We start from the raw sequence: 22,181 nt of genomic DNA, 5'->3' as shown, positions 1-22,181 counted from the left end.
ACACTCATCCCACTCTAAACCCCGATACTCTTCTAGAGTGCAGCTACGACTAGATTGCAAATATCAGGGTTATTACGGTAGTATATCAGTGAATGGATTGCATTAAAACATCCAAAGATATAGGTTATAAGCAATCCATAATGAGCATTTATAATTGGAACTTCTATCTGGAGGTGTATACGATGATGAAAGTGAATCGTAATGACAAGAGACCAATCTGGCAGCAATTGCTTGATCAAGCGATTCATAATATTATGAGCGGGATCTGGGCGCCAGGGGAATTGCTGATTCCTTCCCGCGAACTTGCTCATATGGTAGGTGTCTCTCGCTCAACAATACAGATCGTCTATGAGGAATTGCTAAGTCGAGGCTATACGGTTACATCTCGCCGAGGAGGGACGCGGGTTAGTAAATGGCAACAAGTCACTGAATCAACAAAGGAAATAATAGCAGATGGCCCCATTCCCCCCTCACTTCCTTTGTTGAACTCGGCTGTCGATCAATTACACGACTGGTTCGAAGGCCAAGAACATCCTGACGTGGATATTGATTTTAGTCCCCATGAACCCTATGTAGACGGACAATTTCAAAAGAACTGGCGACAATCGCTTCTGCACGCATCCGCTGCAATGGATTTATCCAACTGGTCTTACGGTAATCCCTGTGGTTTCACACCATTACGTGAGCAGATTCAGCGTTATTTATCACTTGAACGAGGCATCCATATCCAAACCAATCAGATTCTGTTGACCTCAGGAGCTCAGCATAGCATTGACTTAATCGCACAATCGCTTTTAGCTGACGGAGACACTGTCTCTGTAGAAGATCCCGGTTTTCCAGCTGCCTGGATGGCGATGAAATACCGGCGTATGAATGTGGTGCCCGTTCCCGTGGATAAGTATGGTCTAGTGGTTGAGCATATTCACCCGCAATCCAAACTGATCTTTACAACCCCTTCACACCAGTGCGCGGTCGGAGTCGTTATGTCGGAGCCGCGTAGGCAACAATTGTTACATAAGGCTGCTCAAGAACAATTCTGGATTATTGAGGACGATTATGATAGTGAATTTCGATATCGCGGCGAACCACTTCCAACGCTGTTTAGCCAGGCACCTAATAATACCTTGTACCTCATGAGTTTTTCTAAAATGATTGCTCCAGGCATTCGTATTTCGGCTATCGTTGGCTCTGTGGAGGCCATTGCTCAACTAGCCAGGGTACAGGAGCTGATTTACCGCCATCTTCCGATTATGGACCAGTTGACTCTAACCCACTTCATCCAGAATGGGCATTTTATGCGCCATATGAGAAGAGTCAGAAATGTGTACCGACGAAGACATGAAGCCATGACAAAAGCTATAGTGGCAAGTGGTTTGGGAGAGCGTTTCACACTAAGTGGGGTAGAAACGGGATTGCATATGCTCCTTGAAGCTGAAGAGTCATACGACGAAGACACTGTAACTAAGTTAGCTCTTCAAAAGGGAATACGTGTATACCCTCTTCGACCTTATTGTTTGGAAAGCAAACGAAAAGGATGGGTGTTGGGGTTTGCAAAAGTAGATGAAGCATCGATTGAGCAGGGGGTTCATCGTCTTGCGGAGTTGATCCTATAGGGTCATCATGTGGGAATTGAGGAGAAAGCAAAAGAGACAAATGGTTGCAACCATATCCGTTGTCAAGAATTTCGCCTTCAATGGGGAGATTATCGCTAAGCATGTAAACCATAGGCAAACAATGATATAAAAAACAAGTTTGTCCGGTACCTTCTTTTTCTGGGTATCATCCCCCCCTCAATCGATTGAGGGGGGGTGTGTCAACAGTTTTTGTTTGCCGTATTGTATGAATCCTTCAATTGCAAGCTCCGATAATTATTTCAAATTTTCGCCTTACTTATGATACGGTTCAGTCTAACGGGTCTATCGGCGAATCATTAGCCGAAGCGCTTAACCGCCAATCCTTTATACCCGGTTCCAGGGCTGTGATCCTGCCTGCCTTTGCGGGTTTTTGAGGGCAGGCAGCAGGATGCCGTCGATTAGCGCTGTGAAGAATTGCTTCTTCAACATTCTCCAAGCTTTTCGCAACAAAATTGGCTTCAGGTCAAAAGTGATCAATTAATCACAATTCTGCAACCCTTTATTTCCTCTGCAGTGCTTTTATCGTTGAGGCGATTCCCTCCTGGAAAGGGGTTGCAATGACCGGACCGATGAGTCGTTCGTACTTGTCTCGACTTAGAGTCAACGGTTCTTCGGTCAAGTAAAGCATCTCCACGACTTCCTTCATGACGGGCAAGCCGATTCCGAGCAGGGACAAGCCCAGCTTCTTCAACGGAATGACCGGTTTGACGCTGCCACTCGCCGATTGCGCGATCTTCACGATTTCTCTTCCAGCGATCGACCCGGCCCCCGGTATATTCCAATTTTGCTCGTAGGCGAAGTCTTTGCCGGCCAACTCGACAATCATTGCCGCTGCGTCCGGCAGATAGATGAACTCGCGAGGAGTATGCATATTGCCGATGTGGAACGCCATCTTGCCGGCCGCGATTGCTTCCAGAGTCGAGCCCAAATAAGAAGCTTCGTTGGCCGTAGGTCCGTAATAATCGGGCAGACGGGCGATCAGAACCTTGGCCCGGTTCCACCGCTTGCTGAATAACATCCGTTCATATTCCAAGCGAACTTTGCCTTTTCGAGTATGCGGTTGCTTGGGATGCTCCTCGGTCACCGGGTTAGCCTGTCTCCTGCCGTAAGGGTAAATACCGTCAATCGCGACGACTCGGACAGCCATGCGCTCAGCCGCCTCCATCACCGACACGCCCAGCGGAATCAACTTGCTCGCCATCTCATGGTAAGGAACATTCGCGCAATGGAACCATACGTCCGCGCCGCCTGCTTGAGAAGCAATATCCTCGGGTCGCATCGCGTCCCCTACGACAAGCGTCAGATGCCCAGGGTTGCCTAGCCGAGCTGCGAACTGTTCTAATTTCTGACGTGAGCGCCCGAATGCAATCGTATCGACCCCTCTTCTTACCAGCTCTTCCGTAATCGCGGCTCCCGTTCCGCCCGTTGCTCCAATCACCATTGCCTTTGTCATCGTCATTTCATCACTGCTCCTTTATATCATTGGTTATTGACTAATTATTGATTGATTACTAACTGGATTAAAGCACTGCCCGCTCTCTTTAACTATCCTTCAGTTCCGGCAAGTGGATAGCCTCGGCAATGTTGCACAGCATCCCTCGAGCTAGGAACAGCATCGTACTCTCTTCGGGATTCGAGATCTCCGCTTGGCGGAATGCTTCAAGCACCATTCGGTGCACCTCCCGGAACCCATAACGCATGGCATCTTGAATCGGGACTTCTTGAATCGTCTGCGCCTGCATCTGCAGGCGCATTTCATTACGGTGGCTCTCCGAGATTTTCTCGTAGGTTTCAATGAATTCGGCTTGCAGCCGCTCCGAAGTCGCGGACTCGATTACTTGGCGGAAGGACTTGATGATTCGCAGCCAAGATACCTCAAGCGCTGACAGCAGCAGCTGTTCCTTCGTGGCGAAGAAACGGAACACGTAAGGCTGCGAGATTTGTGCCCTCTGCGCGACTTGTGCCGTAGTGGCTCTGTAGTAACCGGTCTCGGCAAACACTTCAATCGCCGCAGAGATGATGTCGATTCGGCGGTTGATGGATATCTTCGCGTCTTTGGTCATGACATGAAGCTCCTTTGCGAATAACGAAAGTCTTTAGTTATAGATCGGGTAGATTGCCTGACTTGGTTCCTACCCGGTATGGCGTCGTAATGCCTTCGTAATTCAGCATCATGCTCATGCCCATCGAGGCATGCTTGAGGTTGTGGCAATGGATCATCCAGAGGCCCGGATTGTCTGCTTCCAGGTACAGCTCGTAGGTCTCGCCTTCCTTCGTCAGAAGCGTATCGAGATAAACCGGGCTGCCTTGCAAGGCAGAGCCGTTCTTACTCAAGACTCGGAACACGTGCCCGTGCAGGTGGAAGGGATGGTCTCCTCCGCCTTCGTTGGTTACGGTAATGAGAACATGGTCTCCCTTCTTCACGGTCATCGGAGGAATCTCATGGAAGGACTTCCCGTTAATTGACTTGGTGAAAAGAGTTTGGCCGAGCTTAAGCTCATAGTGCCGATCGGGTTTGATTTGCAAGACGGGGTCGTTAGGCAATGGGGTGCCGTAATGGACGAACGAGAACAGCTGCCCCCCTTCCTTATGCTGCGGCTGGCTTCCGCTGCCTATCGTAACCGGCAAGCCTTTAGCCGAAGGGCTGCTGACGACGACTTTGCCCGACTCCGGAACTTGGATAAGCAGATCATAACGCTGGCCCGCTCCTATCGGAACTATCTTCCCTTCCAGTAGTCCGGGTTCATGCAAATCGTGGCCATCCATCGCCATGACCCGGAAGGGTGCACCGTCGACGCCGAATTCCATCGTTTCATTGCCCGAATTGATCAGCCTTAGCCTGACCTGTTCGCCCGGTTTGCCCGGGATCGACAGTCCGATCACGCTTCCGTTCACCAGCATGGAAGAGCCTAGCTGTTGATAGAGAGCCGTTGCCTCAGATGTTGAAGGATCGGATTCGGAACCTTTCTTGGGCTCGACGATGAGCGCACCTAGCAGTCCCTTGCTCACCTGAATCGAGCTCATCTGGTGGGAATGGTACCAGTACGTACCTGGAGTCGTCGCGATAAACGAATACGTGAACTGTTCCCCCGGCGGCACGGCGTCTTGCGTTACTCCCGAAATGCCGTCTTGCGAGCACGGGACCGCAAGTCCGTGCCAATGAATCGTCACGCCGTCCTCGATGTCCTTGTTATGCAGAGTAACAACTATCCGATCGCCCTCCGTGACGCGGAGTTCCGGCCCCGGGGATATGCCGTTGAAGGTCCAAGCTTCGACGGTCTTGCCGTTGTCCAGCTTCAATGTCGTCTTGGCGGCCGTCAGATCGAACTTGCGGATCGGAGCCGATGACTCCGGGATTGTGATAGAAGCACAAGATACCCCGCCTTCTTCGGAAGAAGAAGACTCCCTGCCCTCCATATGCTCCATGCCCGTCATATCGGCCATGCTTGTCATACTGGCCATGCCAGCCGCCATCTGATGGTGAGCCATGTTGATCTCTTCTGGCTTCTGAAGCCTCATTTGCCAGAAATAAGTGCTTAGCGCCGCTCCGAGCAGAAGCACCAAAGTCAAAGGAAGTCCGATATAAATCAGGCGTTTGCCGATTTTTCTTTTATTCTTCAAGAGTTCTTCCACCTCACACGATGATTGATTAGTCAATTACTTGTCTCCCGAAGTCAGCTGCAAGCTCTCGGCTGCCGTTTTGAGAGCGGCGAGCCAGGCGCTAAGCGAGGCCTCGAGTGCAGCGCTCATTCCGTCGGGGTCGGCGGCAACGGGCGGGCCGTCCCAAGACTCCGTGGTGTGCACGAGTACTCCTTTAGGCGTAGGGGTGATGCTCCATACATGGACGCCTTCGATACCGTGTGCCGGACCTCCCCATACGATACGATTCATGGGGTCAACCTCAAGGATGGTGGAGACGATCTGTAACCCATGAGTCTCCCACCGGAACGTGCTGCCAATCGCGATCGGTCCGGATAATCGCACTTGTGCGATGTCCTTCTGCCAAGTCGGCCACTGCTCGATGCCAGTCTGTATCCCCCATACGGTCTCCTGCGAGGCCTCGATCTCAATGGACAGGTCGACGATGACCTGGGCGTTCCGGTCAACATCGATTGCTCCCCCCCGTACAGACATTCCTTCCGTGTTCTCTGATCCCGTCACGCCGACTGCCTCTTTCGATTTTTTCATTTTCAACGACCTCATTTCGCTGGATTTGGAATTGAATGATTGTACTTTGTACTTCGCCAACATGCGTTTTACCGTTGATGCTATACCTTCTTGATAAGAAATCGATACGCCGCCATAACCTTTGCCATATGTTCCAAGAGCGTCCCAGCGCTTCTCGTAGCGATCCAACATTCCCTTGACCTTCGGCTCATACAACTGAAGCAGTCGCCGCTGCCACCCTCCGATTGGCTCGAACCGCGGTGCCGCTTGGACGACTGGGCTCGTGAAGTCAAAGAGCTCCGCTTGCGAGATCTGGCCTGTGCCGCGCAGATGCCAATCCCCCCCATATGCGGACTCCATCGAAGCCAATTCCAGAACATACCGGGCGGCATCGTCCACGTAAAGGTAGTCTCTTCTGACGGACGGATCGATGAGGAGCTTGACGGGTTTCCCTTGAACGATTTTGCGAAGCGCATAATGAATGAGCGTGTTGGAGACGGCGTCGCCGTACAACTCCGGGCTGAAGATTCGCATGGAAGTCGCGCCGGGAAGGTTCGGGTTCATCGGTTCCTCCTCATCGGCGGGAAGATATACCCCTTCGAGGGTAACCGTCTTGGCTCCGGTCGCCGCTGCGACGCTTCGAACGGCTTCCAGCATGCGCCGTACCTTCTCCGGGTTATCATCGTAGGTCAAGTAAACCCCGCAGAAAATCACGTCAACGCCTTCCGCGGCAGCCAGCAGCTTGCTCCGATTCCCGGCCTCTCCTCTCGCCGTTCGCAGAAGCGATGAGGATGAAAAGGCCTCCTTCAGCGCTTCCAGCTTCCTTTGCGATCCCGAATAGGCAACGACTTCGACATTAGCCCCGATTAATTGCTTAACAAGCGCCTTTCCCCACCCGCTGCCTGCTCTCACTACCATTGCTTTAAGCATTCTGATCACTCCTAGGTTAAGGTATCTAGAGATTCTAAATCATGTTGACTTGGTTCCTAGCCGATACGACTGCAATTAGCTTGTGATTGATTAGTCACTTACTTTGGAAGACGAGGTTTCCGCACAATCGCTAGAACCACTATCGCTCCGATAATCGAGAACGCGGCCGCTCCAAGGAACACCCAGGAGAATCCTCCGGTCAATGCTTGCGCTTCGGCTACGCCGCGGCCCATCAAGCGATCGATTCGACCCGACGCCGCCGTTGTCAGCACCGCAAGTCCAATGGCTCCGCCGATCTGTTGGCTCGTATTGACCAAGCCGCTGGCAAGCCCCGCTTCCCCATCCGCCACGCCGTGAACCGCAAGCTCCGTTCCGGAGATGAAGGCGCCTCCCAGTCCGACCCCGATCAAAATAGATGGCCCCAGCAGATTAGCTGCGAATGTAGCGTCGCTAGGCGAAAAGGATAGCCATATTAACCCTGCGGCTAACAGAAGCAGCGATGCCGCCAGAGTCTTGCTCGTACCGATTGCCTTGATCGCTGCAGGAACGACTCCGGCGATGGCGACCAGCGCTCCGGCGAGCGGGAGCTGGGTGAGGCCTGCTTTTAACGCATCATAATGAAGCACTTGCTGCATGTAAACCGAGAGCGCGAAGAACAATCCCGTCGTCGCTCCTCCGATGAGGAACATGGCTAGATTGCCGCCTGTAACCGACTTGTTGCGGAAGATGCCGAACGGCATAAGCGGGTTCGAAGCACGCTTCTCGAGGAAGAGAAACAATCCGAGCAGCACCACCGCCAAGCCTGCGAGAATCAGCGTCTGTGGAGCCGTCCAGCCGACCCGCTCTGTCCCGGAGAGCGCAGCTACGAGCGCTACGATGCCGGCTGTTACAGTAGCCGAGCCCGAGATATCCAGGCTAAGGCGTTCGCCTAACGAATCCTTGGCGATGAGGAAGGGAACAGCCACCAGAACCAATGCGGCTACAGGAACATTCACATAGAACACCGCGGACCAGCCAAGCGAAGCCGTCAGCACGCCTCCCAACAAGACGCCCGCCGCGCTGCCGATACCCGCAACCGCGCCCCAGATGCCGAGCGCCTTCGCCCGATCCTTCGGATCCGCGAACAGCTTCGTGACGAGAGCAAGCGCGGCCGGGGCCAGCAGAGCAGCCGATGCGCCTTGAATCGCTCTCGCCATGAGCAGCCAGGCTCCCGAGTTTGCCATTCCGGCTGCGGCCGAAGCAAGCGCGAATCCGGCGACTCCGGTCATGAACAACCTTCGATGTCCGAACCGATCTGACAGCCTTCCTCCGAAAAGCAACAGGCCCCCGAAGGGCAATACATAAGCCGTAATAACCCAGCTCAGAGTAGTTGTGCTGAGGTGAAGCTCTGATCCGAGAGAGGGAAGCGCGATATTGACGATGGATGCATCAAGCACGACCAGGAATTGCGCGAACGCCAGCGCGATCAGCGCCCACCATCGTAGTGAAACAGCGCGAGAATTCGCGATTGCCGATTGAACCATGAAACTCATAAGAATCCCCTCCTATTATTGATTAATCACTTACACTTTTTCAAAAAAATATTCGACCCGCCAAACCGCTTATCCGTATTTATTAGAGTCCCTTTACCCACTGTTGCTCGACTCGTGACCAACAGGTGGATCGTGCTTGATCCCTCGCTTTCTCTGGTAGTGATTGATCAATTACTAACTTGTTGATTTCACTATATCAGAATGTTAGTAATTGATCAATAACAATTTTAGAAAAATTTCACCCCTCACCCTTTCATCAATTCAGGCAAGTTAATCGCGACGGCGACGTTGCACAGCATTCCGCGCGCGAGGAACAGCATCGTCCGCTCTTCGGGCTTCTCGATACCGGCTTCACGGAAAGCGGTCAGCACCATATCGCGAACACCCTTAAGCCCGTTGCGCATCGTGTCCTGGATTGCTTCCTCCCGAATGGTCTGTGCTTGCATCTGCAAGAACATTTCGTTTTGGTACATCGCCTGAATGTTCTCGTACTCTTGAATAAGCTTCGCTTCCAGCAATTCCAGCGAAGTCGTCTCCACCACCTGGCGGAACGATTCGATCACCCGAGACCAAGAGACCTCCAACGCGGCCAGCAGCAATTGCTCCTTGGTCGCGAAGAATCGGAATACGTAGGGCTGCGAGATGTTCGCCCGTTCCGCCACCTGCGCTGTCGTAGCTCGGTAATATCCGGCTTCCGCGAACACTTCGATCGCTGCGGATATAATGTCCGATTTGCGATTGACTGACGTTGCTTCGGATTTAGCCATCCTTTAATTCCTCCTGTCGATAGTGATTGATCAATAATAAATAAAGTATACAATGGCCGACGGATCGATGCAAATCGGTCTGCAACAGTCCCGTGAGTGCCGATCGGAATCATCCGTATCTCTACGGCACCGGGACAAGATCGATTATAGTATACATATGTAATATTATACAATATGATTTACAAACGTTGCTATTGGGCTAAACTGCCCTTTAGCTGAATGATTGTTACAAAGATACGACCGGATTTAGTGTACTGCGCTCCTGTCGTATCTTTGTTAACTACTAGTCAAACTCACCGTTAATTCCACCTTACGCTTTACCCACTACATGACTATTTATATAGATAGAAATAATGGGGCAATAAGTTCTCCAGCTATTGCTGTAGACTTACAAAAGCACTACTCTTCCCAAACTTTACAAAGGCCCCATACTCAGTTAAAAGATCGACTTTACAACTACCTACATCGCCCAATTTAGGTTACAGCCTTATTTTTACGCAATAGGAGTACCATTAGGTATTTCAGTATCCGGCTTCAATAGAATAACATCTCCTTTTTCCGGGACTCCTCCCAAAACTAATACCTCCGATTTGAATCCCGCAATGCGCCGAGGAGGAAAATTGACGATTCCTATAATTTGCTTCCCTACAATTTCCTCAACCTTGTAACGCTTAGTTATTTGTGCACTTGAGGATTTCATCCCGATCTCCGGTCCAAAATCAATCTTAAGCTTTATCGCAGGGACCTTTGCTTCTTCAAAAAACTCCGCTTCCTTAATCGTTCCGACACGAATATCCAGTGCTGCGAAATCATCAATCGTTGCCAACGTTTTGCCTCCTCCACTAAAGTCTTTAACCGCTCACGAAAATATCTCTCACGCTTTCCGGCAGAACTTAATGAGTTCCGCTCGGTGTTGCGTTTACTGCGCTGGGCGGAACGGCTGCAGGAGTCGAATCCCTTCCTCAATGGATCCCTCCATCAGTTCTAAGAGCTGGGGCACCAGTTCCTGCATCCGGGGGGCGCTCAGGTGCCGATCGAGGGCATCCCGGTTTTCCCAGCGCTCGTAGATGATGAATGTGCCAGGCTGGCCTTCTACCTCGTGAGCCTCGTAGTCAATGTTGCCCAGGTCGTTGCGAGACGGGGTGACAGCAGCAGTCATGAAGGCCTTCATCTCGGCTTCTCTCCCTGCCTTAGCTCTCGCCTCCCAGAGTACAGTAACGTAACGGTTCTTTGTATCGTTCATACTAATTCCTCCTAATTTATAAATACTTCGTATTTTTTGCTTTACCGTTTTCTCAAATGGGGGAATTCCCCGTTTATGCTTGAAAATCTTGACGAACCACATCTAAACGCCGTGTTTGGTATTCACCCAAAGCTTTGGTTATCGAATTCGGATACTGTTTAATGGAGTCCATGATGGCAACCGTATCATCAAGTGAATCATTAAAGCCTGCGCCAGTCATTGGTGACATGGTATGAGCTGCATCGCCGATTATGGCTATTCTTCCTTTTGACAATATATTAGGGATGTATTCATTAACAGGTGCCCCGATCAAACTGCGGTCCTTAATCGCGATTTGCAAAATTGCATCATCTTCTTTATTCCAATTGGCTTGGCTGGTTTGTGATAGTTCTTCTAGTAGCGAATCCGGAATATCTTCACCGTATAAGGAATGCTGGGCAATCCCTCCCTTTAATACACCTAATTCAGACAGCAAATGATTATGCGAATGATCAAACCAGCAAAAGCCAATCCATCGCTGGCCAGGATTAGTTCCCCCTTCTATACCTGGCATCACCGCAGTTGTTAATGTACCAGCAGCACTATTTTTAAAATAAGCACTCGAAAGTTTCCGTTTTTTCCAGTCTTTCTTTGGCAGCAGTTCTTCGTCCACCTTCCCTACCCAAACCAGATGACCAGCATAATCTGCAAATGGTTTGTCAGGGTTTAAATAGCGGCGGACAATACTGCGATATCCATCTGCGCCAATCAAAAAGTCACCTTTAAACGTCTGCTCCTCTTCACTGGTAGCCCAAGCAGATGATTCATTTTGCCCAACACTAACAATTCGTGTATTATGCCGAAGGGTAATACCCGGTTCTTTAGCAACCGCATTGCGCAAACGTTCTTGAATGGCTGACCAGGCTTCGACATTGTTGTTACCATTGGATGCCAAGTGTCTTAATTCTCGTTCAATTTCACTATTACTATAAGGCTTTGTTTGCAAACGAATAAAAGCACCATTTCTTAATGATGAATCTGCACGTTCAAGAATGGTAACTGTATAACCAGAACGAGATAACGCAAGCCCCATCATTAGACCACCTAAAGATCCACCTACAATGATGGCATGTTCAAACTTGTTTTGTGGCATATTTCATTCCCCCATTTTAGCTTTCTGTCCAAGAGGATTCCTGAAACTGCCGTTACTGCAGCTTCATCTGGCTGCGGAGCATCCGGTCGAGGAGTTTGTCTGGGAGAATGCGGACCAGTCGGGTCAGCAGTGCCGAATCGCGACCGACCGTATAGCGGGTTCGTGGCTTTCTTGCGTGGATTGCGCGTGAAATCACTGCTGCCACTTTCTCAGGGCGGATACCGTCCGTTGCCCACGTTTCAGCCTGAGCCTTCACGGCGTCAAAAAGACGATCATGGCGTCGATGCTGGTCCGGCGTCATCAACTTGGCCAGCCGCTCCGCTGTCGTAATCCCGTGCTCCGACAAGCCAGTGCTTACGCCACCCGGGGTGATCATGATTACCTTGAGGCCAAACGAGGACATCTCCCTCCGGAGACTGTCATTGATCGCTTCCATAGCATACTTTGCTGCCGAATATATCCCGAAACCAGGCATGGAGACCTTGCCGCCAACTGAACCAATATTAACTACGCGCCCGCCGCTGTTCAGCAAGGCCGGGGTGAGCGCCTGAATAACCGCGACCTGTCCGATCACGCTGACTTCGATCTGGCGGCGAAATTCATCGAGCGGAACCATCTCAAGAGGTGCATTAACGGCGATGCCGGCATTGTTGACCACTGCCCGCAAAGGGCGACCAAGCGGATCTTGCTCCACCCTTTCGGCCAGTGCCTTTAGTGTGTCGATGTTGGTAACATCGACGATCACCGGCTCGATATTTTTGCGTCTGATTTTGTCAGCGTCTTCCTGACGACGAACCCCGGCCAAAACGTGAAATCCTTCATCGGCGAGCTGCTCGGCGGTAGCCCTGCCGATACCGCTGGACGTACCTGTGACGACGACCAGTTCTTGAGTTTTGAATGACATAGTATCCCTCCTAGGTTTGATAAGATATGGATCACGTTATAGCACCGCTATACAGGTATTATAGCACCGCTATACAAAGTTGTATATAGCGGTGCTATATATTTTCTAAATTGTTGCCCTGCGGCCTGAACATCGTTTTAGCGGGCGGTGCGTGATGCACTCGGCGTACTACATTTCACTTATCACACAACACAAATCCGAGCGAACTAAAGCTCGCATCCTCCAAACATAAAAAGATCGCCATCCTCTGGAGGTCCAGTTGGATAGGCGATCTTTATTATGCGTCTTCTAAATTGGGGCTTTGCCTGGAGTCTCCAGGCTCTGTCATCGAATCCCTCATTTTAAATCGGCGTCCGGCCTTTGGATCAAAATGATCTGCATTACGCTTTCCCGAATGAGATCAACGACGTCGGGTTGGGGTGGGGGTGCCTTACGGATCTGGGCCGTCACATAGAGCCAAGAGGCCGTATTGGCGGAAGCCCAGACCAGATCTGCCGCAGCCTGAGCTGACACAGCCAGTTTACCTTCGGCGGCAACTCTCTGAATATTTTGCACCAGTGTTTGGTACGAATGATCTGCCGCCTCGATATGGGCGCCCTCCAGCAACCGCCCCATCATCGCTGCATAAATCCGAGGACGGGCTGCCGCGAAGCGGACATAGTCATCCCATCCTTGACGAAGAGCCATCTCTGGAATGGTGGACTCCACTGCGGCAATCTTGCTTTCAAATAACTGTTTGAATGCTTCCACTATAGCTGCACTTAGAAGTCCATCGGCATTGCCGAAATGGTGGTAGAGCGTAGGAGCCGTAACCTGCGCGATCGCAGTTACGGCTCGCGTCGAGAACTGAGCTCCGCCCTCCTCTTCGAGTACCTGAAGAGCAGCTGCCAATATTTTATCATATGTGTTCATACGCCCATTATAGCAGTGCTATATGCGGATGTCCATGACGAAGGTTGTACATCGGTGACCATTATCCCTGTAGCCAATAAATGTACTGAGCATTTTTCTTTCAGATTAACTTCCTCATTGTTTTGTTCATTGGCTGAGATTAGGAATAATATCGACCGCTTCCTTAGGGTCTGCTCCGATCTCCGTTCTCTAGCATATCAAACAGCAGGCTGGCAAGCGGAGCCTGGAATTGTGCGCTATGCGCCGCCGACAGAAAGAGACCGACATCCTTCTGCGGAATTTTGCTTTCGGATAAAGATGCTGACTTTTCGGCAATCATTTTGCCGTAGCTTTGATAGATTGGGGCGGTAAACAGTGTGCTCGTAAGCATATTAACCGCCGCAGTGGGATCAACACCGCTGCGCTCAGCTATTCCTAGTGCTTCTTCCATTGAGCGTGCGGCGGAGACAATAAGGAAGTTACCGATCAGTTTGATGATTACAGCCGAACCGGCTTCCTCGCCAAAGTCAAAAATCCCCTTAGCTCCCATCGCATCCAGCATCGGCCGGATCCGCTCCTTTGCTTCCTTGGGACCCGCTATTGGAATCCACAATTGCCTGGCAGCGGCTGCTTCCGGCCGTCCAAAGATAGGCGCCTCAACATAGAAGGAGCCATGCCGCGCGTGCAGATCCGCCAGCTTCCTGCCCGTATCCGGCGACACCGTACTCATTGATACATGAATACCGCCTATGCCCAGGCGTTCTAGGAAATCTTCGCTTTTGACGACGTCTTCCAATGCTTCATCGTCCCAAACCAAGGTGACGACGATGCCGCCGGTTGTCATGGTGTCAGCTGGACGGACCGCCTGCAGCGCACCTTGGGCCACGAGCGGCTCCGCTTTTTCTGGGGTGCGGTTGTATACGGTCAATGCATATCCTGCTTGGAGCAGATTGGAAGCGACTGGAACACCGAGCAGTCCGAGTCCGATAAATCCAATGTTTTCTCTCATGAATTTAACCTCCTTAAATGCTAAACATTACGTTAACGTCATGTTTAGAGCAAAAAAAATTAATCGCTATCATTGGCCTCGAGCCATCGCTCGAAACGTTCTATATGTGACTGCAAATCGCTGCGGAACTGCCCGAGCGCTTCAAGCCTTTGATCCGTGTCGTCCAGATGTTGGCGCAGTATGCCGAGGACTTTCCGCTTCGGCAGCACCCCGCTCGTATCCGTAAAGTAAAGCTCAATTACGTCCCGAATTTCCTCCAAACTTAGGCCAAGCTTCTTCAACTGATCAATCTTACGCAGACGAGCAACCGTTTCTTCCGTATAGTAATGATGACCATTGCCTTCGCGCTCGCCTGAAGGAAGCAATCCGATGCTCTCGTAATAGCGAACCGTGCGCTGGGTTACCCCTGCTCGTTCTGTCAAATCTCCAATGCGCATGCGGTTCATGATGAACACTCCTTTCAAGACATAATATGACGTTAACGTCATGTTTGCATGATAGCATTTGAAATGGAAAATGTAAATTCACCTAAACTTGCCCTTATTTATGATAAGGTTCACCCCCATTACTCGAACGGGTTGCATGAAAAGCATAATAATGGAGATTCATCAGTCGATCTCATCCTATTACTCCTCTTTCTTTAAGAATATGACATAATGTTGTCAAGTTACCCATGGTACAATCCAATCGAATTCAATCATTGGAGGTTGAGCCGAATGAGCGAGAACCAAATGTCGCAAACTGAGAACCGTACCATTACCCCTTGGATCACTACAAAAAGCACAGAAAAATTGATTGCCTTTTTAGTTTCCGCATTTAATGCACAGGAACTTGGCCGGGTATACAATGCTGACGGAAGTATAGGGCATGCAGAGGTACGCATCGGCGATTCAAAAATTCTAATGTTCGATTCTCCTGCCGAATGGCCGTCGTTTCCTTGCTTTATTCGTCTGTACGTAGATGATAGCGATGAATTTTATGATCAGGCCATAAAAGCCGGCGCTACATCCATGACGAAAGTGATAACCCAGGCATGGGGGGAGCGGGGGGGAAGAGTGGTTGATCCATTTGGAAACATATGGTGGATAACATCTAAAATAGAGGACGTTAGTCCTGAAGAAATGGTGGAGCGTTCAAAACAGCAAAAGTATATCGATGCTATGGAATATGCACAGAAGAGCTTTAATCCATTATTGAAGGATGTGAAAACTAGCTAAGTTATTTAGCGCGACGCCAATAAGAGTATGCCACTGTACTGTTTTTACATTATGAGCAGAAAGCTAAAGCTGAACCTTCAGAAAGAGGATTTTTGCAGCCATTTTTCGCCGTCACTTATGATACGGTTCATTCCGATTAATCTTCACTGCGCGATAAATCTGCTCCACCAGCACCAGCCTCATGAGCTGATGCGGCAGGGTCATGCGCCCGAAGCTCAAGCGCTGCTTCGCGCGGCGCAGCACCTCATCGGAGAGCCCATGGCTTCCTCCGATGACAAACACGACATGGCTCGTCCCATACGTGCCGAGCTTGTCGATCTCTGTTGCCAGCTCCTCGGAACTCCAGAGCTGGCCGTCCAACGCGAGCGCGACGACATGCGCCTCGCTCTTCACATGCGCGAGGATGCGTTCACCCTCGCGCTCCTTCACCGCCCGCACCTCAGCTTCGCTCAGGGTGTCGGGCGCTTTTTCGTCTGCGACCTCGATCATCTGAAATTTGATGTACGGGGCGAGCCGCTTGGCATATTCCTGAATGCCCAGCGTCAAATATTTTTCCTTCAGTTTGCCTACGCCAATAATCTGAATCAACATGAAGATTCATTCCTCCTAAATTATCTTTTTTTCGCAATAATCTATAAGTAGATGCTTCACAGCATCATTCGTTCCAACTGTGTTACCTTTACTACATATCTCTCCAATTCTAACGAACCCCACACACCTTACTCAGCCTCATTTCGGCTCCTTTAAAATCTAACGAATCTGAAACACGCTATCCCATTCAAAACGAGCTCTTCCCACCTGTCTCGAGGCCTTTTCAGTAATGTAACGTGTCTACGATTCGTTAGATTTTAACCAGACGGTATTTGCCACGAATAAGAAGTATCAGGTTCATTAGAGCTACTAGGCTCGTCTACATCCACGTCCCTACCCACATCAAGGTTACCCAACGTCACTTTCTCCCATGCCCAGGCTTCGATTACCTGCACCTTGCACCGTTGCTACAACCTAGCTGGCTCCCATCTCGGAACTTGGCACCTACCTAACTTTAACTCCTACTCTCGCCTAATTCCACATTAGCCCCTACGATCCAAGCCCAACTCCACGCTGCCTACCAACCCCACCACTCCCCAACAAACACAAAAAGAGCGCTCATCACGCTCTCCTTGGCTTCTTGCTGTGATGTTCATACCGGATGGAAAGTGATTTCTAGCTCGAAGCGCCACCTAAAGTCACACCTCCAGCCATCCATTTCCTACAGTACGCTAAACGACAAGGAATTCTGCGTGCTGTTCGCACTCGGCGCACTTCGCAGGCGGGTCCCAATCGGCAAATTCCGTCTCCTTCAGATCAACGATATCCGGAGCGTCCTCATACTCATCAACAAACATGTCAATGGCGATGTCCACGTGTTCTTTGCATACAACGTACATCCGTTCAAGCATCCTTTCTGTATCCAGCTATGCTCCCGATTCACAACCGCTTATCCATACAGGATAGCCACTTCTCTGTTCTATCACACCTGCCGCGGAAAAGAAACCCCTAGCCCCCATTTATCGTGTCCAACTTCCACCAGTCCTCTCATTTCAGCACAAACAAAACCAAAAAAGCGTCACTTCTCGACACCCGGTCGGCATCCCAAAGTAACACTTCTCCAAATTCCGAATCTATTCCATGCGGTCGTTACTATTCAGATTAACGGACACATGAAAGCAATCATCATATCTATTGTATTCGAATCCATACTCAATGAATATCGATCTTACTCCAGCCCCGACTGCGCCTTCGTCAGCAGCTTGCCACCCTGGAACGCGATTACTGCATTGGCTCCCGAACCGCCGGTGCCTTTATAATTGTAGACCACCATATTTTCCGCCTCGCTCAATGCCTCGCCTTCACCGCCAAGGATATCGATAACTTCCTCTACCGCCATGCCAACCTCTAGCTTTTCATACTGGGCAAACGTAATCAGCACCCCATCGCCCTTTCCAGCCGATCCGTTGTTTCCCGAGCTAACAGGTGCTTTACCTCCAGGCTCATTCACCGCAATCACGGTGGAGCTCAGCTCCTCCAGCTTTTTCTCCAGATCCGCGATCTTTTTGTTCTGCTCACTATTCTTCTCGCTCTGGTCCGCAAGCTTCTTCTCCAGACCTGTAATCTTCTCCTGTAAACCACTAACATCAGCAGTCCCTGACGGGGACACCTCAGAAGTACATGCGGACAAAACAAACAGCGCAGATACCAGGCCTGTTCCCCCCAACATGGTTTTCGTCAAACGTTTCATTGAATTAACCCCTTCCACTCCAGATTGAGAATACCGATCGACAAACAGATGTTACTCGCACAGCCGCCCATCACCAACACATTCCCAACAGTTTACCATAAATGAAACCCTCTATAATAGAGACTTTGGCTCTGGTCCTAACTATCATAGGGAAACGACAAAATCCCCCCTGTAACCTCATGAATTTGGTTTATATGTAAATCAAGATTAGTGCAATAAAAAAGAGCGGATCAACGAGTTGATCGACTCTCTTTTAATACCCTATCTCTGTGTGCCATGAACATGAGAGCAATTCTCTTACTCCGGTTTATCCGTGAGCTTCACCGATACCTTCTCGGCGTTGCCGTCCCGGTAAAAGGTGATTTCAATCATATCGCCGATCTTCTTCTTATCGTACAGATATTTCCGCAGATCAAGCGTAGAGGTAATTTTTTGCCCATCAAATTCCGTAATGACATCATTCAGCTTCATGCCCGCTTCGGATGCTGGACCGGACGCCTCCAGTACAACCACACCGCTGTCCACGTGGGATGGCAGCTTCAGGTCTTTACGCTGCTCGTCATCCAGTGGGGCGTACGGATTGCTCAGATCGACGGTATACACACCCAGATATGGGCGAGATACTTTACCATTCAGCAGCAGGGAATCGACTGTTTTCATCACTTCGTTCATCGGAATCGCAAAGCCGAGGCCTTCAACGCCTGTATCCGAGATCTTCATCGTGTTGATGCCGACCAATTTGCCGTTAAGATCGGCCAACGCCCCACCACTGTTGCCTTCGTTAATCGCCGCATCCGTCTGAATCACGTTTTGTTCCCAGTCGTACACACCATCCTGATTAATGGATACCGGCAGAATACGATCTGTGTAACTGACAATACCGGATGTTAGCGTACCACCCAGACCGAGCGGATTACCGATCGCCAGCACCGTTTGACCACGCTGAAGTTTGCTGGAATCACCAAGCTCTGCCGCTGGACCGATGCCCTTATCATCTTGCACAGACAATACGGCAATGTCACTCACTCGGTCTTTGCCCACCAACTTCGCCTTATGCGTTTCCCCATCCACCGTTACAATCTCCAGATCACTCGCGCCTTCCACAACGTGATGGTTGGTCATGATGTAGGCTTTGCCATCTTCCTTCTTGAAAATGACCCCTGATCCCAACGCGGAATCTTCCATCGACAGGCTGCTGCCCGTCTTATGATTCACAATGCTCACCACGGAAGGGCGGACCTTCGCCGCTGCCTGGATAATCCGGTCGTACGGATCAGCCGCCTGCGCTGTTTGTGTACCGCCTCCGCCGTTCCCTGCAGCGTTCGCCAGAGGTAATGATGCAGGCTGCATGATAAAGCTGAACAGCGTAACGGTCACGATGGAGCTGATTACCGAACTGATCACGGCTACCTTAACCGTGGAGCTAAAGCCCGAGCGTGACTTGCGTGGATTCTGCCAGCGGTCCCGTCCCCTGCCCCTGCCTCCAGGGCGAATGATCTGAAGTTTACCTTTCTGTTCAGGTTCGGCGCGTCTTGATACTTTGGTTGAATAAAAATCGTCTCCAAACAATCCCATCGTGATCCTCTCCCCTTCGTTGTCACGCATCAAGACCCTGACTGCCGCCCGATCGTTGCCGCATGGCCAACGACTGTGTCCTTACGTTACCCCACTCCGGCCACAGCCGAGCTTCCGATCGCTGTTATCCCCAGATTTCCTCGATCCCTTTCCACAGGGTGAAATCGGTGATAGCGTATCCTTCCGAAGCAGCTTTCTTTCAGAAAGCTTTCAGGCGAACGCTTCGCTTCTCCAGCTTCGTTCTGTGTCCTCCGTTACGCGGTTACCGTAAACACCAACTCATTCTTCCATGCGTTCCTGCATAAAAAATCGTTTTGCATATCGCTACCATCCCTACTAACTCGAAATGAAGCGTCTATGTACAACAGAACGGACATCCCATTCTGCCTGTGACTCTATCAGAAATGCTCTCGCATTCTACGACATGCCTTTTTGCGCGCAAAACAGCCTCTACTATTAAAAGCTCCTTATATACTAAACACGCCAAATCTTAAAAAGTTGCATAATTACGAAGATTATCGGAAATTTCCGCTATAACGCGCTTAACAATAAAGGTCCATAGTATCTATCACCACAAAATCCAGTTCGTTAAGCGCAATTTTGCCTATTCCCGTGAACTTTTTCATCTTCTTAAGCAAAATGCGGCCCCTGGTTCAGCATACACGTCCCTTACGTGTAATTATAGCGGCAAAAAGAGGAATGTTTTCCATCAAGCCTGACTACAATAATAGTAAAAGACAATTCGAAGCTTCATAGAAGGAGGATTCACATGATGGATCGCACGCGTACACTCACAGCCATGGATGAAGTTCATATGGCGGCCAAGCTGGCCGATCTCAAGGAAGAGCATTACCGCAATACCCTTGCCCTAAGCACGATTATTGAACTGCTCGTCGACAAAGGCATTCTGACCCGCGAGGAAGTGGAGCGCAAAGCTGCCGAACTCGACAGCTTTATGGCTCACCCACCCTATCCCATGGCGTAGGCCGATCATAATACGTATCACAGAGCTTGAACTCATGATCCCGATAAAAGCAACCACGACTCTCCATCGCATCACGCACCGTCATTTTCGCCAAGTCCATCATATTATGATCCCGGCTCAAATGTGCCAGATACGTACGCTTGATGCGTCCGTTCATCAGTTCACTAAGCGCTGCTCCCGCCGCTTCGTTCGACAAATGCCCAATGTCGCTCAGGATGCGGCGCTTGGTGTTCCATGGATACCGCCCCATACGCAGCAATTCGACATCATGATTCGCCTCCAGTACAAGTACATCCGAATCCGAGATTGCATCGCGAACCTTGTCGCTCATATACCCGAGATCGGTCGCGACGGACAACTTCTCACTGCCATCATCGAATGTGTACCCTACCGGCTCCGCCGCATCATGGGAGATGCCAAAGGATTCCACGCGAAGGGAGCCAAAATCATGCTTCTCTCCCGTCTCAAACACCCTCCGGTTTTCCTCTGGAATCGCCCCAACGGACTTCTCCAGTGCCGCCCACGTATTCGTATTTGCATAGATTGGTAAATTATATTTCCGAGACATCGCGCCTAGTCCTTTAATATGATCGGAATGTTCATGTGTAACCAGAATCCCGTCCAGCTCTGTTCCCGAAATCTCCCGTTCCAGGAACAATGCCTCCAGCCGCTTCGCACTGAGACCTGCATCAATCATGAGGGACGTGCCCCCATGCTGTATAACCGTGGCATTGCCTGTCGAACCGCTGGATAACACGGTAAAATAAATCCCCATAACGCATTACTCCCCTGGTTTGTCTGTCTTGGGACTGAATACATCCCCGCTGATGCCCTGCACGTACAACACTTCGCCACTTTCCAGCACGAACCGCCATGCCGGCATCGCCACCTGCATATCTGAATTGAACAACTGGCCGTAATAGCCCAACTGAATATCTTTGACAATCGCATCATTTGGCAAAAAGTTCTCGATCAGCGTACCCAGCGCCTTCGACGCGGGAAGCACCTGCTGATCGCTTTCCTCCGCTGTCGTAATCCGCACCGGAGTCTGACGGTAACCCGTAATTTTCTGATCGCTGTAGAATAGCTCCAGACTAACATTAAAGAGCGGCCATTTGCCATCCACCAACGGATGAAGCACAAATGCCCCATCCTCCGCCATCAGCTGATCCCATCGATACGTACCAATCTGGGGAATCTCGTCCTGCAGTGCATCCTCCAGCTCGCTTTGCGAGAAAATCAGCTTGCTGTCCACAGGCTTTTCCAATTCAACCTCAATGCCTGTCTTGTTATCTTCAATGAACTCATACGACAGCTTCGGCAGCTTCGGCGTCTCATTCGGAATAGGAGCCAGCACCTGAATGCCCTTCTCCTCCATCGCCTGCTGTGTATTATCCGCCAGCGAGGTGAAGTCCAGATTGGCTCCGGCTGTCTCCCGTGCATCCATCCAGATCTGGTATCCCAGCACCAGATTGAGCAGCAGGAAGGCATAGATCAATACATTTTTCGCCCGTCCCCAATCCAAAACATCCACCTCCCTAGAAGTTAACTGACTGAAATATTCTCTACAACTCACACAAAATACAGCCGTATGTCCACGTTAGCGCTATTTGTTCCACACGGTAGAATGTCCACCTCAAATAATACGCTTCACCAACAATATCACAGGTACGTACAAATGGCTGAACACCTGTGGACATACAGCGTTACACCATGCGTTGGGAAACTCATCGTATTTACGTAACATGAGCTTGGAGCGTCAACATGAAGATGACACGCTTATAACGTTATTTCCGACTAACGAACTGTACACGCCCTATTTGCGCTATTTTCCACAAGTTTGTAATCTAACGAATCTGAGAGAAGTTATCTCAATTATTTATAGGTTTCCCATCCGTTTTCACTCATTTTCGA

The 22,181-nt window shown here is 50.3% G+C and carries 22 protein-coding genes; 3 read left to right on the top strand and 19 right to left on the bottom strand.

Annotation, left to right across the window (positions count from 1 at the left end):
* Positions 1-182 precede the first annotated feature (182 nt).
* Entirely contained in the window at positions 183-1,613 is a 1,431-nt protein-coding gene (locus BMY78_RS19305) for a MocR-like pyridoxine biosynthesis transcription factor PdxR (RefSeq protein ID WP_090902731.1), read from the top strand.
* A 520-nt stretch (positions 1,614-2,133) separates the two neighbouring features.
* Here BMY78_RS19305 and BMY78_RS19300 read toward each other — a convergent pair.
* The 13 genes from BMY78_RS19300 to BMY78_RS19240 all read right to left on the bottom strand — a co-directional run bounded on the left by BMY78_RS19300 (position 2,134) and on the right by BMY78_RS19240 (position 14,655).
* Complete coding sequence (locus tag BMY78_RS19300) at positions 2,134-3,087, bottom strand: NAD(P)H-binding protein (RefSeq protein ID WP_177185837.1); 954 nt, start codon at positions 3,085-3,087, stop codon at positions 2,134-2,136.
* A gap of 88 nt (positions 3,088-3,175) precedes the next feature.
* A complete protein-coding gene (locus BMY78_RS19295; protein WP_090902727.1) occupies positions 3,176-3,697 on the bottom strand; it encodes a TetR/AcrR family transcriptional regulator in 522 nt (173 codons plus the stop codon).
* A gap of 37 nt (positions 3,698-3,734) precedes the next feature.
* A complete protein-coding gene (locus tag BMY78_RS19290) occupies positions 3,735-5,291 on the bottom strand; it encodes a multicopper oxidase family protein (RefSeq protein WP_256222224.1) in 1,557 nt (518 codons plus the stop codon).
* Positions 5,292-6,335, bottom strand: coding sequence for an SRPBCC family protein (locus tag BMY78_RS32585; protein WP_256222287.1), 1,044 nt, complete (start codon positions 6,333-6,335; stop codon positions 5,292-5,294).
* Between the two features lie 494 nt (positions 6,336-6,829).
* On the bottom strand, positions 6,830-8,254 hold the full coding sequence (locus tag BMY78_RS19280; protein ID WP_256222285.1) for a DHA2 family efflux MFS transporter permease subunit: 1,425 nt from the start codon (positions 8,252-8,254) through the stop codon (positions 6,830-6,832).
* A 254-nt stretch (positions 8,255-8,508) separates the two neighbouring features.
* Positions 8,509-9,030: a TetR/AcrR family transcriptional regulator gene (locus BMY78_RS19275; protein ID WP_090902724.1), complete on the bottom strand. Its 522-nt coding sequence runs from the start codon at positions 9,028-9,030 to the stop codon at positions 8,509-8,511.
* A 493-nt stretch (positions 9,031-9,523) separates the two neighbouring features.
* Entirely contained in the window at positions 9,524-9,856 is a 333-nt protein-coding gene (gene csaA / locus BMY78_RS19270; RefSeq protein WP_090902722.1) for a chaperone CsaA, read from the bottom strand.
* Positions 9,857-9,949: 93 nt separating this feature from the next.
* Positions 9,950-10,273: a putative quinol monooxygenase gene (locus tag BMY78_RS19265; RefSeq protein ID WP_013312741.1), complete on the bottom strand. Its 324-nt coding sequence runs from the start codon at positions 10,271-10,273 to the stop codon at positions 9,950-9,952.
* Positions 10,274-10,346: 73 nt separating this feature from the next.
* Positions 10,347-11,405 (bottom strand): FAD-dependent monooxygenase, encoded by a 1,059-nt coding sequence (locus tag BMY78_RS19260; protein ID WP_090902720.1) that lies wholly within the window; start codon positions 11,403-11,405, stop codon positions 10,347-10,349.
* Positions 11,406-11,457: 52 nt separating this feature from the next.
* The gene (locus tag BMY78_RS19255) at positions 11,458-12,309 is read right to left on the bottom strand and encodes an SDR family oxidoreductase (RefSeq protein WP_090902718.1); all 852 of its coding nucleotides are present in this window, start codon (positions 12,307-12,309) and stop codon (positions 11,458-11,460) included.
* Positions 12,310-12,645: 336 nt separating this feature from the next.
* Positions 12,646-13,221, bottom strand: coding sequence for a TetR/AcrR family transcriptional regulator (locus BMY78_RS19250; RefSeq protein ID WP_090902716.1), 576 nt, complete (start codon positions 13,219-13,221; stop codon positions 12,646-12,648).
* 163 nt (positions 13,222-13,384) lie between these two features.
* A complete protein-coding gene (locus BMY78_RS19245; protein ID WP_090902713.1) occupies positions 13,385-14,209 on the bottom strand; it encodes an NAD(P)-dependent oxidoreductase in 825 nt (274 codons plus the stop codon).
* Between the two features lie 59 nt (positions 14,210-14,268).
* The gene (locus tag BMY78_RS19240; protein ID WP_062327780.1) at positions 14,269-14,655 is read right to left on the bottom strand and encodes a MerR family transcriptional regulator; all 387 of its coding nucleotides are present in this window, start codon (positions 14,653-14,655) and stop codon (positions 14,269-14,271) included.
* A 270-nt stretch (positions 14,656-14,925) separates the two neighbouring features.
* On the opposite strand from BMY78_RS19240, the gene BMY78_RS19235 reads away from it, so the two are divergent.
* Positions 14,926-15,426 (top strand): VOC family protein, encoded by a 501-nt coding sequence (locus BMY78_RS19235; RefSeq protein ID WP_090902711.1) that lies wholly within the window; start codon positions 14,926-14,928, stop codon positions 15,424-15,426.
* Positions 15,427-15,537: 111 nt separating this feature from the next.
* On the opposite strand, the gene rlmH is transcribed toward BMY78_RS19235, so the two are convergent.
* The 4 genes from rlmH to BMY78_RS19215 all read right to left on the bottom strand — a co-directional run bounded on the left by rlmH (position 15,538) and on the right by BMY78_RS19215 (position 19,282).
* A complete protein-coding gene (gene rlmH, locus BMY78_RS19230) occupies positions 15,538-16,017 on the bottom strand; it encodes a 23S rRNA (pseudouridine(1915)-N(3))-methyltransferase RlmH (RefSeq protein WP_072733920.1) in 480 nt (159 codons plus the stop codon).
* Positions 16,018-16,688: 671 nt separating this feature from the next.
* On the bottom strand, positions 16,689-16,856 hold the full coding sequence (locus BMY78_RS19225; protein ID WP_017691462.1) for a CxxH/CxxC protein: 168 nt from the start codon (positions 16,854-16,856) through the stop codon (positions 16,689-16,691).
* A gap of 329 nt (positions 16,857-17,185) precedes the next feature.
* Positions 17,186-17,707: a hypothetical protein gene (locus BMY78_RS33405; RefSeq protein WP_256222223.1), complete on the bottom strand. Its 522-nt coding sequence runs from the start codon at positions 17,705-17,707 to the stop codon at positions 17,186-17,188.
* A 297-nt stretch (positions 17,708-18,004) separates the two neighbouring features.
* Complete coding sequence (locus tag BMY78_RS19215) at positions 18,005-19,282, bottom strand: S1C family serine protease (RefSeq protein WP_090902709.1); 1,278 nt, start codon at positions 19,280-19,282, stop codon at positions 18,005-18,007.
* A 772-nt stretch (positions 19,283-20,054) separates the two neighbouring features.
* Between BMY78_RS19215 and BMY78_RS19210 the strand changes: the two genes are divergently transcribed.
* The gene (locus tag BMY78_RS19210) at positions 20,055-20,267 is read left to right on the top strand and encodes a hypothetical protein (protein ID WP_090903604.1); all 213 of its coding nucleotides are present in this window, start codon (positions 20,055-20,057) and stop codon (positions 20,265-20,267) included.
* Here BMY78_RS19210 and BMY78_RS19205 read toward each other — a convergent pair.
* Complete coding sequence (locus tag BMY78_RS19205; RefSeq protein WP_062327768.1) at positions 20,236-21,042, bottom strand: MBL fold metallo-hydrolase; 807 nt, start codon at positions 21,040-21,042, stop codon at positions 20,236-20,238. The two genes, BMY78_RS19210 and BMY78_RS19205, sit on opposite strands and share 32 nt — an antisense overlap.
* Before the next feature lie 6 nt (positions 21,043-21,048).
* Positions 21,049-21,792, bottom strand: coding sequence for a two-component system regulatory protein YycI (gene yycI, locus BMY78_RS19200; protein WP_090902707.1), 744 nt, complete (start codon positions 21,790-21,792; stop codon positions 21,049-21,051).
* Positions 21,793-22,181 lie beyond the last annotated feature (389 nt).

Source organism: Paenibacillus sp. OK076, from assembly GCF_900110055.1.
In the GTDB taxonomy this organism is placed as follows: domain Bacteria; phylum Bacillota; class Bacilli; order Paenibacillales; family Paenibacillaceae; genus Paenibacillus.
The sequence above is the reverse complement of the archived record's forward strand: the minus strand, read 5'-3'. Positions and strand labels throughout refer to the sequence as shown.